Consider the following 12,653-nt stretch of genomic DNA (forward strand, 5'->3'; position numbering starts at 1 on the left):
GGACACTGAGCAGGGCCTGAAGGGCTACTGTCGGCGACCGTGGATGTTGCTACGAACTACACCGGTCACGTGGACCCAGGCGGCGCCGCCGCCCGCAGAGAACTCCCCAGCTTGACCATCAACAAGCTGTCGGTCGGCCCCATGGACAACAACGCGTACCTGTTGGTCTGTAACACGACTAGGGATGCCCTGTTGATCGATGCCGCAAACGACCCGGAACGCATCGAGGACCTGATCGGCCACGGCCAGGACCGCCCCCGCCTGCGCACCATCGTCACCACCCACCAGCACCCCGACCACTGGCAGGCGTTGGGGGCAGTGGCCGGCGCGAACGGCGCGAACACCATCGCCCACCCAGACGACGCCGAGCCCCTCCCAGTACCGCCGGACCGCCTGGTCACCCACGGCGACACCATCCCCGTGGGCGACTGCGAACTCGAAGTCATCCACCTCCGCGGCCACACCCCCGGCAGCATCGCCCTGCTCTACCGCGACCCCACCGGCCACCCCCACCTGTTCACCGGCGACTCCCTGTTCCCCGGCGGTCCTGGGCGGACAACAAACCCAGAAGACTTCACCAGCCTGATCAACGACCTGGAGGCACGGATCTTCGGCGAACTGCCGGACGACACGTGGTTCTACCCCGGCCACGGGGACGACTCGACCTTGGGCGAGCAACGCCCACAGCTCGAGGAATGGCGTTCACGCGGCTGGTGACGCGTTCCGAACGGGGCTGCCTGCCATGTAGGTGGCCCCGTTTGCTGTAGGGCAGCAACGCGGGGCTTCGACGGGAGGACGCCCCGCCTTGAGTCAGGATTGTTCCACCACAGCAGTAGACCTCGTCTACCGCGAGCCCAGCGGTTGGTGTTCGCCTCCAGCACACTGCCTCGACCGCGCTGACGCCGAGCGCCTACGAGACGCCACCAACTTCCTGTCCGGCCCATGTGCGGCCGCCCGACGTACTTGGTCGATCGTGCCGTGCACCTGTGGCGGTGGCCAGCCGTGAGCATCGAGGCCATCAACTGGGCGCTCAACAAAGCGCCGATCCCCACGGACCGCAAGGACGCCAGCTCACTCGCATCTGTCCTCATCGGACTCGCGAACCACGCCGATCCTGACGGCCGCAACGCCTTCCCCTCAGTCGACCGGCTGACCCGATACACCCGCCTGTCCGAGCGCACGGTTCGCACCAGCCTGGACCGATTGGAAGAACTCAAGCTGATCACCCCAGCAAGTCAGACCGTCGTTGCGGCACATGTCCCCCGCGGCGACCGACGGCCGAAGAACTGGAATCTGGCTCTCCACCGGGTGCAACCACCGCACCCCGCTGACCAGCACCGGGTGCAATCTTCGCCGAACGAGGTGCAAGGACTGCCATCACGGGGTGCAGCCACTGCACCCGAAACGTCCTTTAACCATCAGAGGAAACATCCTTCGCGCGAGCACGCGCCCGAGGGCGCTCGCTCTCGCGCGGCCGACCCGTGCGGCCAGTGCGACGCTCGACCAACAGACCCGATCTCCGCCCGGGTCATATGGCTCGACACTGAGCGGAACCGGTCAACCTTGTGCCCTCGTTGCCATCCGAACGTCTCGACGGAGGGAAACCGATGAGCGCTCCCACCGTCGGCGAGGGTCTGGTCGACCAAGTCCGCGCGCTCCTCACCGAAGCTGAAGCTGAAGGCCGTCCCCGACCCGGTCGCCCGACATTGACCAAGCTAACTGGTGCCACAGATCACCAGGTACGCAAAGCACTGGCTGCGTTGGAGAACCAGCCCACCAACGAGAGCCCAGGCGCCGACCAGGCGGCTGAAGAGCCGCCAGCCCAAGTCTCCCCATCCCCTGCCCACCAGTCTCGACCGTGGCCGTTGATCCTGATCGGCCTGGCAGCCGCCGTCGCGGTTTGGGGCGGCTGGGTGGAGTTGGGCCAGCTAACCGGCTTCGGCATGGTCCAGCCACTTCCAGGTCTAATCGACGAGCTCCGGATCAACACAGCGATCGTGCTGCCCCTCGGTATCGAGGCATACGGCGGATACGCGCTACGCACCTGGTTGTCCTCAGCCGTACTTTCGGACCGCACCCGCTCTTTCGCGCGCTGGTCAGCGATCGCCAGCCTGGTGGTCGGTGCTGGGGCGCAGGTTGCCAGCCACCTGATGCGCGCCTCGAACCTCACCAGCGCCCCGCCACTCGTAACCGTTCTCGTGGCGTGTGTGCCGGTCCTCGTGCTGGGGTTGGCGACCGGACTGGCGACGCTGGTGAAGCGAGACACCAGCGCTGGCGGTGAAGGATGACCGCGCATGTGGAATCCAGCAGCGAACTGATTCCGCCTTCAGCCGGGGGCAAGTCTGAGGCAGGCAAACAGATTCGTAATCCACACGACATCCCTCACCAATCGCTGAGTGCGCTGGTGGAGCAGTGGTCCGAGGCTCGTGGCCGAACGGTGCTGGCCAAGCACGCTCACGTCGGCGAACTGCTCGCCGAGGATTTGTTCGCCGAACTAGCCTACGGTGCACGGATCGCGCAGGAGGCCACCGCAGGACGGTGGTGCGTTGTGGCCGATTTGCTGCGCGTGGGTGCCATGGAATCGTGGGCGCAAGTCGGTACCGCGATGGACCTGACGGAGACCGAGGCGCGCGATGGGTTCCACGACTGGATCGCCGGGCAGGTCGACCTGCAGAAGACCAGCGCCACGTTGGGGATCACCGAGGCCGAAGCAGAGGAGCTGTACGTGCTGGCTGATGCGGTGGCCTGGTGAGCGATCAGCACTGTGCCCTACGCCCACGCACCGCGCCGGGGTTCGACCGCCGTACATCTTGGCCAACGACACCCACTTGCGGGAACTGTCGGCCACGATCTCGACGTTTGGCCCAGGATCGCGTTGCCGAAATCGTTAGATGGCACCGACTTGGCGTATATGACCGGCGGATCATCGCCTGGCTGGCAAAGTGGAGAGAGAGTCGGTGGTCTGTCAGGTCAATGGGACCAGCGCAGTACGTGTGTCGTTGGGAACCCAACGCCGGTCGTGCGGACCGTTAAAGACCTCGCGCGGCAACGGGACTGCCTGGTCGCTGACGGTCTCGAAGATGTCCAGGAAGACATCCTCGCTGTGAGGCACGCCTTCGCCGGAGGCTGCTTTGAGAAAGGCAGCAGTTTCGTTCGTACCGTCGGAGGAGGAGCCACGGTTGAGTTCTTTCCACCGTCGCGCCCATCCCCTGAACGCGAGATCCTCATGTCGCAAGACGATGACCGCGCTGATGTACTCGTGGTGGCCGCCGACCTGTTCGCCGGTCTCCGGGTCCACGACGCGCAGCTTGCGGTTGTATCCCGTTGTCCACGTGGCGTCGCCGCCGACCCCTTCGTCGCTCACCGGGATCTCAACCTCGACATCCCCGTACATGGCAGCCATGACAGAGAAGGGGTCAAGGGGGACCGGGCACGCCCGCGGATTGGCCAACACGACGACGAGCGGTCGACTTGGTATGCCCTTGAGCTGCTCAGACGCCTTTCCGATTTGCTTCCGGATCGGTGCAAGAACGTCCTCCTGTGACAGTGTCCCGACCTGGGCAGTCCCGAAGGCACCTGCCGTGTCGAATGACTTGACCTCGCAGACGAGCTCGTGGCGGTGCGCGGACACCAAGTAGTCAGGTCGCTTCCCGTTTCCCAGGTCTGGCTCGTAGTCGAACTCGTACCCGAGTTCGTATAGGTACTGCTCGAACCGAGTTTGGGCAGGATCGGGAGCTTTGCTCATGTAATCAGCATCCTCGCCGCCCCAGCCCTCGTCTAATCGGTCAGATCCGGATCCAGGCGGGTACGCATGTGCTGGGGTTTACATACGAGAGCAGAACAGGCCATTGAATCCTGTGTCAGCCACCAAGGACCACCTCCTTGGCGGCACGAGCGAGGACGCTCTGGGTGTTGTAGGACAGCCCGAGCCGGTTCCAGTGGAAGATCACGTGGTGGGCCAGCACGGATCGCAGGCCACGGCGGAGTGCTCCTTGGCGGGCGAGCTCGCCGAGTGCCGTGCCGTTGGTGTGGAATGCGGTTGACCATGTGGCGACATGCGCGAGCGTGCCATCCGGCCCGACCAGCGGGCTGCTGGGACCTGCGTCGACGGTCATCAACCGGCGCAGACCTGACTCCAAGGCTCGTGTTCGGTCGGGCGGGGTTTCGGGTGAGAGCGGGCGGTTCTCGGCGACGCGGGCCCAGATGTCGCCTTGCTCGTACCAGTCTTGCCCGGCGGCCCGCATCAGGACGCTGCAGAGCAGGACGGTCAGCTCCCGCCGCTGGTCACGGCCGCTGCCGAGGTGGGTGAAGATGTGCCGACTGTCGAGGTGGGACAGTTGGTGGGCTATGGCCATGGCCTCGGCGCCGCCGAAGGCGTGGACTTCGGGTTCGTAGATCGTCTCGCACCATCCGGCGATGTGGCCGGTCACGCGCAGGGTGTCCAGTGCCGTACGGAGGGCGTGCCGGGCGGCGGCTTCGGTGGCCTGGTGCGTCGGCAGGTAGCGCAGCCGCCACTCGGGCGCTTTGCGGATGAACCACCAGGACGCGAAGACGCTGTCCGCTTCGGCGCGGTCCATGATCGGCAGCAGGTGCGCGACCGCAGCCTGTTCGGCGGTGGCGTAGTCGCCGAACTCGACGACGACCTGCTGCCACGTCGGGTGCTGCGTGCTGGCGCCGGTGTCCATGCTTCTCCTGTCGGGAACGGGGTCAGGCCAGCAGCATGCAGCTGTCCCAGCCCGATGGTGGGGCGGTGCCGGTGGCGGCGGTGTGCAGGGCGAGCGCCGCGCTGGTGCTGCCTTCGAGCAGCCCGACGCTGCGCGACGCGGTCTGAAGCCGCTCGACGAGCAGTCGAGCCAGGTGCGGCAGGCAGGCGCTGACCTCGCCGGTCGCGGCGTCACCGGCCGCGCGCCACACGGTGTGCAGCAGCCCAGCCGCGCCGTGGCACAGGCTGGGGTCGATGATCCGGGCGAGCTGGCCAGGATCATTCACGCAGCCGAGCAGTGCCCTCTCGGCGGTGCGTCGGCGGGCGGTGTCGCCGGTGGCGATGGCAGCGAGTTGCTGAGCGCGGGCGATGCCGGGTGTGCCGTAGCACCAGGACGGCTGCAACGGCCCCGGCTGGTCGCAGTGCCCAGCGCGGGCTTCGGCCAGGGTGATCGTGCGGGGCCACCAGGGGCCGACGGGGTGGTCGTGTTGCCAGGCGTCCAGCCACGCGAAGATCCGGGCGATGGCCTGACGGTGCCCGTCGACGACAACGCCGCGCCGCAGCGCCAGCGCGAGCAGCGCCAAGGGACCGGTGATCCCGTGTGCCATGCCGAAGTTCCCGTGCCCGCCGGGATAGTCCGCCGGCGGTTGACCGGTGGGACCGTGCTCGGTCCACCACCCGGGCAGCTCATCGCCGAGTCCCGGCAGCGGCTCGGTGAGCCGGACGAGGTAGGCAAGCACTGCAGATGTCACCTCGGCGCGCGGAGCCCGGCGGAGGTGATGGACGCCGAGCCCGGTGAGGCCGCGGATCAGGTCGAACTCGGCCAGGGCGGGCAGATCACCTCGGTCGATGCGGGCATGCGCTGCGGCCAGTCGGGCGCGGGTCAGCCGCTCCGTCGCGACGTCGAGTTGGGTCAGTGCCCGCTGGTAGCGGCCGGTGTCCCCGGCCGCCGTGTGGGTGACGAACGCCAGGGCCGGGACGCCGAAGAACAAGCTTGCCCCGGGGCCGGCGTGCAAGTCGACGCTTGTGGCGGCGGACAGCCAGGCGTGCGCTGTGCCCCATCGGTCGGGCTGAGCGAGGGCGCGTTCAATGTGCAGAAGTGCGACCCCGGCGGCGCCGTTGGCCAGCGACTGCGGTCGTGACTGGTGCCTGCTTGCATCACTGGTGAGCGTGGTGGCGGGATCGTCCAGACCTGCGGCGATGTCGCTGGCCAGGTCCAGCAGCGACGGGTCCGGGTGGATCACGGGGTCACCTCCGCGTAGGCGATTTGGCTCAGGGCGGCAGCGCGGGCGAGGCGGTGGCATGTCCGCTCGGTCTCCGGCGCAATCCCGGACGTGCGGAGGCAGTGCAGATGCAGCAGAGACGCCAGCACCGAGGCCGGCGCGAGTTCACCGGCGGAGGCAAGTGTCTTGCGGTAGGCGGCCAGCGTGGTCCGTCGCTGCGTCCAGGAGAGGGCGATCTGTTCTCCGCCAGGCAGTTGCTGCACTGCGGCCCAGTTGTCGCGCGGGTTGGCAAGGCGGAGCGCCTGGTTGTAGACCGTGCGATCCAGAGCGGGGATCAGGTCTGTAGAGATGTGCTCGATCATCCAGGCGGCGCCTTCGGCGGTGCCGCCGGTGAACGCGGCGGCCAGGTCGAGCAGACTCGCCGCAGTCAGCGCGCGGGCGTCAGCCGCATCCGAGCCGGCCAGGTGGGCACGTTGGGCGATTGCGGCGGCGGAGTCGGCGGCGAACACCGTCTCGGCAGCGGTCATCGCGGTGCCGCTGCCGAAGCGGCCGGTCTCCGGGCGATAGGTGTCCAGCTGCATCGTTGCGATCAGCCCGAGGCGCCGCAGCCTAGCTACCCAGGTGCCCACTTGGGCGACGGCCAGGCCGAACGCTGCAGCGTCGGGCAGCCGCACCCGCAGGCGAAGGTGGTTGTCCGGGTCGCGGTACGGCAGGAACCACCATTGCAACGGTTCGTCCCATGTGGACAGCAGTTCCGACAGGTGGTTGGTGAGCAAAGCGGTGTGGCGATCGGGATGCCCATAGAGCTTGCAGAACAGCCACTCGCTGGCGCCGGGCAGGTGCCCGTCCTGTGCGGTCGTCACGGCGAGGGGCGTGGTGCGCGGTGGGATGGGCGGCCAGGTTCGGGCGTGGATGGCAGCAAGCGGGACGATGATCTCGTGGGCGTATCCGTCCAGCCAGCCGAAGGCATCGGCTGCAGAGGCTTCGTGCACGGTGGCGTGCCCGTGGCGGTCCAGCTGTGTGCGCAGCAGATATAGGTGCGCGGGTTCGTCCAGGTCCAGGCGGATGCGTTGGTCGTTGCCGCCCAAGCAGACCGCGGCGGGCACCATCATCCGGTCGCGCCAGCGGGCCACGCCCGCTGTCCAGTCCGGCCAGGATGCTCTCCGGTCGGGGAGGTCGGCTGCGGACAGTGTCCAGCGGGCGGGCGCGAGGATGGCGCGGCGGTAGCGCAGCCGCGGCAGGAACGGTAGTTGCCCGGCCATGCCCCACGAGAACGGCCCGCACACGGCGGCCCGCGCGGTGGAGACCTCGCAGAGGAACCGCAGCAACGGGTGCGCGACATTGGTGAATTCCACGGCAGAGAACACCTCCGGCTCGACCGGGCGCGCCCGCGAGCGGGACCATAGGTAGAACCGATGCGCGTCGCCGATGACCACTAGGTCCTCTGGCACCAGCACATCCTCCGCACGGTGCTCGCTCACAGCTAGCAGGTCGGATAGCACCTGGTGGCTGCGAGCGACGTTCTCGGTCTCGGCGTACAGCGGAGGACAGGACACCTGCACCCGCAGCGCGCCGTCGTTGACCGTGGGCATCCCGGCGTACGCGCGGGCCATCCGATTCCGCTCGGCGGCATCGAGCAGGTCGAGAAACCGGCCGGTGGTGGTTCCGGCGGCGCGGAACGCGCCGCTTACCGCTAGTTCGAACTCGCCCCGGTCGAGTGTGGCCCTGCTCGGTGCGTGGACCTGGACGGCCAACTCGGTGTGCGGCGGCCACTGTGCCCGCCCCAGGTTGTCCGCCTCCAGCTCGGCGATCGCAGCGTCGTCGAGCACGATCTCGACCCTGCGGTCCAAGGCCGTGTTCTGCGCCAGCTGCAGCAGTGCGGCGTCCCGTTCGGACACTCGCGGCGCGGGTCGTTCCAGGAGCGAATCCCGGTACCCGGCAGGGAAACCGAGTCCAATATCGGGATTCACAAGCTCCAGCAGCGGCACGGCCGCGCCGATGCCGTAGCGCTCCAGAAAACGGGCGTGGTAGTCCAACCAGACCGGCTTGCCGAATGGGTGCGGCGTGAGGCGCGCCAGTGCCGCCGTTGCCCGGGTGGCCTCGGCGGCCACCGCGCGGGGCAAGACAAGCTCGGCATCGGCACGCAGGTCGACCGCCAGCGGCCGGTCGGTACCGGCGACGTCGCTCATCGCCCGGGTCACGGTCGTCCGCAGCTCCCGCGCCTTGGTCCGGTCGGCGGTGCGGTCGTGCTCGGCCAGGTGGGCGTGCAGGTCGCGCAGCTGCCCGAGCAGCGGCATCGCAGCGGGCACTTCCTCGACATCGGCGTCGACCAGTGCGGTCAGGACGTGCCCAAGTGGATCGGTGGCGGTCATCGGTGGGCGCAAGCTGCTGATCAGCACACGCTGGTTAACCAACTTGCCCAGCGTTTGTGCGATGACCGATTGCGGGGTGCTGGGGAACTCGGCGCCGAGCAGGGCCGCGAGGTCATCCAGGCGGATCGGCGTGCGCGCGGCGCGGACGATCACCTCGATCGCGCGGGTGTGACGGACCGACACCTCAGCCGGGTCGGTGCGGCTCATTGCAGGAGCGGGGTGTTGGCGCAGTCCCACGACCAGCCTGCCATCGCGCAGGGTCGTGACGTTGTTCAGCACCACCGGCAGTCGCCCGGCCAGCGGTGCACTGTGCTCCAACTCGGTCACCACACCGGCGAGCCAGACAGCGTCGACGCGGGCGGTGGCGCGGTGGTCATCGCCGATGCGGACCGTGGTGGCCGAACCGAACGCGGCCGGTGCCACTCCGGCGAACAGGCCGAACGGCGTTGCCCGGCTCGATGCCCGCAGCCGGTACCGCAGTATCGAAACGACCGCGCCGCGCACCTGGCGGGGCCGCTGCTCGTACCCTGCGCACACCGCGATCACTCTGCGGGCCAGGTCCGGGCTGGCGGCTTCGACCGCGTAGGCGAATGCCTCGTCCGCCCAGGCTCGAGTTAGCCAGTCGCGCCACTGCGGCACGTGCTCACCGGTCAGGTCCGGCCAGTCGCGTTCGTCTACATCGGACAGCCGCGTCGCCAGCCGGAGCATGACCGCGTCGATGACGGTGAACAACCTCAACAACCCCCTTCAGATGAACAACGGCCTGGCGGCGAGGTGTCGGGCACCCCGCCGCCAGGCCGTCACCGCATCAGCGCACGCGGCGTCAGCAGGTGCTGTTCGAACAGGCGCTCTGGCAGGACGAGCCGCAGTTGTCGTCGGTGTTGCGCATCAGGTCAGCCACCACTGGCCCGGACGCGACGATGCTGATGTCGAGGTCGAAGTCCGTGTCCGGCGCAGCGGCCGGGGTCGGTGTGTCCAGCTGGACCGTCATTGCGATTCTCCTTTGCAGGCTGAGTGGATCTCCGGATGGGACGATCTGGCGCGCGTTGTCAGGACGATGTCGGGTGCGGCCAGGAGATCAGGACGCGCGTGTGCTTTTTCTCGATCAGGCGACCTTCGGGAATCTCCGCGTCCGGGGTCGCGGCCGGGAAGACTTCGACCCGTGCGCCGGGCCCGCGCCGGTGCGAGCGGTCCCACTCGCGGATCAGCTCGACGTACTCGCCCGCGATCCGGTCGGCGTCCGGGCCGTGGCCGTAAACGACGAACTCGAACGCCGTGCGGTTCTCCGAGGTCGCCTGCGAGGCCCGGTAGGCGAAGCTGCCGCCCGCCAGTGCTGTCTTGGCACCCATGCGGGCGGAGCGCTCCACCAGACCGGCCTCCAGCGCGGCGGGCTTCGCCACAAGCAGCCCGAAGTCGTCCAACGCGGTGGCCAGCCACAGGTCCAGGTCGTCGAAGGGTTCGAACCCACCGACCTCGACCCCCGAGGAGTGCTCTACCCGTGGTGAGGTCAGTGCGGCGCGCAGGCCCTCGGCATTCACCGGTCGGTCGTCGTCAACGCGCAGCCCGACGTCCTCACCATGCAGGAGCACCAACTGCTCGGCGTTGGCTCCGGCTCCCTGCATCGGGACGAACCCGCACAGCCGATAGTTGGCGGCGACGAGCCGGTTCTCCTTGCGGGCGAAAGCGAAGGACCGGGTCAGGCCGCGCAGGCGCAGCGGCACGACGAGCAGCCCGTCCTCGGCGAGCTGGTCGGTCCACGCGGGCGGGATGTCCCAGGCTCCAGCAGTGACGATGATGCGATCGAACGGCGCGTGCTCGGGTACGCCACCCTCCGCATCAACCTGCAACACTCGGACCTGCGGATACCCGGTCTCGGTCAGGTACTCCTTCGCGCGATCGACCACGAACTCGTCGATGTCGACCGTGGTGACCTCGCCGTCCGGTCCGACCAGCTCAGCGATCAGCGCCGCGTTGTACCCGCCGGAGCCGATCTCCAGAACGCGCATCCCGAGGCGGAGATCCGTCTGCTCCAGCATCAATGCCTGAATCCGCGGCGCGGATACCGAGCTCAGCGCCAGGCCGTTCTCGTCACGCTTGGTGATCACTACATCGTCGCGGTTGTAGACCTGCTCCAGCGGCGCGCCCGGCGCAAATCCTTCTCGCGGCACCGTGGCAAATGCCCGGCCGACCTGGTCAGAGTCGAAGTCGCCGTGACTGCGCATGTCCTCGACCATCGCCGCCCGCAGTGCGTCTGCACGCTCGGATATCGCCGCGTCGTTGTCTCGTAGTGTGTTCACTCAGTCACTTTCTCAGTAGATGGTTCTGGGCATGCGGAGGCATGCGGCCGGCCAGGGTCAATTCGTCGGTGGCCTGATCACACGGTTCTGCCCGGCCAGCTCAGCGAGACCCGCGCACAGTGGTGGCGGCGTCTGGACAAATACAGGCTCCCCGTGCCCACCTGGCTCCGGAAGCGCCAAGACACCGCGGATCGCCCAGACCGGTTCGCCCGCGAAGGCCCAGGTAACCCGAAGTGGGTCGAACGGGTCGCCACCCTGCGGAAGTGGCGCCCTGTAGGCCAACGCGGTGCCAGCGTCGAAGATCGCGATGACGTCGACGATGCCGCTGCCCCAGACGAAGAAGGAGGCGTGCACCTTTGGGGCCTGACGATCGGGGAAGTAATGATGTGTCCATCGGCGGCGTCGAAGCTCTTCGAGCCATTCGTCCAACAGATTCGAGTCCATCGCGACGATCACGCCGTGCACCAGACACCGGTCGCCTGGAGACGCCCTGCCCCCGAGGCGCGGGCCGGGCAACCCTGTCGGAGGAGGCGCGGCTGGTCGTATGTCGGGAAACGTTCGACCGTCGATCGGGGCCAGGGCGTCATGTGATCAAGAGTCGGCCCAGACCGCTGACACGCGGAGGGCAGATCACAGGGCATCGCAGGGCATGTGAGGGCACCCCCGGACAGATCGATCATCATGCAGTGCCAGCGCCGTTAGACTTTGCGCACCTGCCGGGAGGTGACGCGTGCAGCGCAATGACCTGTTGCAAGAAGCTCGTGAACGCACGGCCTCTCGGACTTTGCCAGGCGAACCGATGTCTCGCCGGGAGTTGGCCGAGGCCGTCAACGCCTGGCTATGGCAGTCCACGGGTCAGCGGTATGACCTGGACGCCCACACGATCGCCCGATACGAACGCGGCGCCGTCCGCTGGCCGAATGCGCACTACAGGGCCGCCTTGCGCCACGTCCTGCGCGCGGTTGACGACGCGGCACTGGGATTCGCACAACCCGGCACAGAGATGCCGGCGCGGATGAACAGGCCACAGTGCAGAACATCGCGCACGGATGTCGAGGTGGTGCTCATGGACGCGGCCGATGAGTCAAGCGAACTGCTTGCGCGAGTCGAGGCCACGAACGTCGGCGACATGACCGTGGAGCAGTTGCACGCCGACGTGCGCCAGATCGCCACCACCTACCTGAAGGTCCCCACACTGCCCTTGTTCGCCCGCACCCGCGCCCTGCGCGACCGGGCATTCACGCTCCTCGACGGCCGTCAACGGCCTACACAGGCCCGCGAGCTGTACGCGGCGGCCGGATGGTCCCTCACGCTGCTCGCATGGATGACGGTCGACTTGGGCCGGCCAGATATCGCCGAGACCCACGCACGCACAGCGTGGGCATGCGCCGAGAACGCCGACCACAATGGCCTGCGTGCCTGGGTTCGCGCCACGCAGCACACGGCCTCGTTCTGGCAGGACGACTTCGAGCGCGCCGCCCAGTACGCCGCCGACGGACTGACCTACGCCACCGGCACCGCGGCCACGTTCCTGGCCAGCGCCTACGCCCTCGACCTCGCCCGGACTGGCAGAGCCAAGCAGGCACGTGACGCGCTGGTAACCGCTCAACGAACCGCTGAAGTGCAGGACGGTCATGCTGACGACCTCGCTGGACCGTTCACCTGTCGTGTAGAACGCGCTGAAGGCTTCTGGTCAGACGCCGCGTTGGCTCTTGGCGAACCGGGTGTCACTGCCGATCACGCGGATCGTGCCGTCGCGCGGTTCGAGGCCAGCCCCGACGACCGGCGGAACCCCGGATCTGAACGCATGGTGCGGCTCCAGCAGGTTCGAGCCCGGCTCGCGCTCGGCGAACTGGAAGGCGCGGCCGACGCCTTGGCTCCCGTACTGGCGACCGCGCCGGAGCACCGAGTGAGACCGTTGCTGCATCGCCTCGCGGAGGTACGTAAGGCAGCCGCCGGATACACCGCCGAGCCGCTCGCAACGCAGATAGGGGACGGAATCCGCGAGTTCGCTCGGCACCCTGTCGTCGCCGAACTGACCAGCTGAACAGGAGGTTCA

At 68.0% G+C, this 12,653-nt stretch carries 12 protein-coding genes; 5 read left to right on the forward strand and 7 right to left on the reverse strand.

The genetic code is table 11. From position 1 onward, the window contains the following. Nucleotides 1-39 precede the first annotated feature (39 nt). From AB0J95_RS23170 to AB0J95_RS23185, 4 genes are all read left to right on the forward strand, one after another. Entirely contained in the window at nt 40-717 is a 678-nt protein-coding gene (locus AB0J95_RS23170; protein ID WP_364761233.1) for an MBL fold metallo-hydrolase, read from the forward strand. Between the two features lie 225 nt (nt 718-942). Continuing rightward, nucleotides 943-1,611: a helix-turn-helix domain-containing protein gene (locus AB0J95_RS23175; RefSeq protein ID WP_364761236.1), complete on the forward strand. Its 669-nt coding sequence runs from the start codon at nt 943-945 to the stop codon at nt 1,609-1,611. Beyond that, nucleotides 1,608-2,288, forward strand: a complete 681-nt coding sequence (locus AB0J95_RS23180; RefSeq protein ID WP_364761239.1) for a hypothetical protein — start codon at nt 1,608-1,610, stop codon at nt 2,286-2,288. The genes AB0J95_RS23175 and AB0J95_RS23180 overlap by 4 nt, the downstream gene beginning before the upstream one ends. Then, complete coding sequence (locus AB0J95_RS23185) at nt 2,285-2,752, forward strand: hypothetical protein (protein ID WP_364761242.1); 468 nt, start codon at nt 2,285-2,287, stop codon at nt 2,750-2,752. Before AB0J95_RS23180 ends, AB0J95_RS23185 begins: the two co-directional genes overlap by 4 nt. A gap of 213 nt (nt 2,753-2,965) precedes the next feature. Here the strand turns inward: AB0J95_RS23185 and AB0J95_RS23190 are convergent, their stop codons facing one another. The 7 genes from AB0J95_RS23190 to AB0J95_RS23220 all read right to left on the reverse strand — a co-directional run bounded on the left by AB0J95_RS23190 (nt 2,966) and on the right by AB0J95_RS23220 (nt 11,050). Further along, nucleotides 2,966-3,745, reverse strand: coding sequence for a hypothetical protein (locus tag AB0J95_RS23190; RefSeq protein ID WP_364761245.1), 780 nt, complete (start codon nt 3,743-3,745; stop codon nt 2,966-2,968). A gap of 115 nt (nt 3,746-3,860) precedes the next feature. Beyond that, a complete protein-coding gene (locus tag AB0J95_RS23195; RefSeq protein WP_364761248.1) occupies nt 3,861-4,685 on the reverse strand; it encodes a thiopeptide-type bacteriocin biosynthesis protein in 825 nt (274 codons plus the stop codon). 22 nt (nt 4,686-4,707) lie between these two features. Next, nucleotides 4,708-5,946 (reverse strand): lanthionine synthetase C family protein, encoded by a 1,239-nt coding sequence (locus AB0J95_RS23200; RefSeq protein ID WP_364761251.1) that lies wholly within the window; start codon nt 5,944-5,946, stop codon nt 4,708-4,710. After that, complete coding sequence (locus AB0J95_RS23205; protein WP_364761254.1) at nt 5,943-9,035, reverse strand: lantibiotic dehydratase; 3,093 nt, start codon at nt 9,033-9,035, stop codon at nt 5,943-5,945. The genes AB0J95_RS23200 and AB0J95_RS23205 overlap by 4 nt, the downstream gene beginning before the upstream one ends. An 85-nt stretch (nt 9,036-9,120) precedes the next feature. Next, nucleotides 9,121-9,288: an FxLD family lanthipeptide gene (locus tag AB0J95_RS23210; RefSeq protein ID WP_364761257.1), complete on the reverse strand. Its 168-nt coding sequence runs from the start codon at nt 9,286-9,288 to the stop codon at nt 9,121-9,123. Nucleotides 9,289-9,346: 58 nt separating this feature from the next. Further along, complete coding sequence (gene fxlM, locus AB0J95_RS23215) at nt 9,347-10,594, reverse strand: methyltransferase, FxLD system (protein ID WP_364761260.1); 1,248 nt, start codon at nt 10,592-10,594, stop codon at nt 9,347-9,349. Between the two features lie 57 nt (nt 10,595-10,651). Further along, nucleotides 10,652-11,050 carry a hypothetical protein gene (locus AB0J95_RS23220; RefSeq protein ID WP_364761263.1) on the reverse strand — a complete coding sequence of 133 codons (399 nt, stop codon included), beginning with the start codon at nt 11,048-11,050 and terminating at the stop codon, nt 10,652-10,654. A gap of 274 nt (nt 11,051-11,324) precedes the next feature. Here AB0J95_RS23220 and AB0J95_RS23225 point away from each other — a divergent pair, with 274 nt between their 5' ends. Next, nucleotides 11,325-12,641: a hypothetical protein gene (locus AB0J95_RS23225; RefSeq protein ID WP_364761265.1), complete on the forward strand. Its 1,317-nt coding sequence runs from the start codon at nt 11,325-11,327 to the stop codon at nt 12,639-12,641. Nucleotides 12,642-12,653: the final 12 nt, after the last annotated feature.

Source organism: Actinocrispum sp. NPDC049592, assembly GCF_040675465.1.
Lineage (GTDB): Bacteria > Actinomycetota > Actinomycetes > Mycobacteriales > Pseudonocardiaceae > Kibdelosporangium.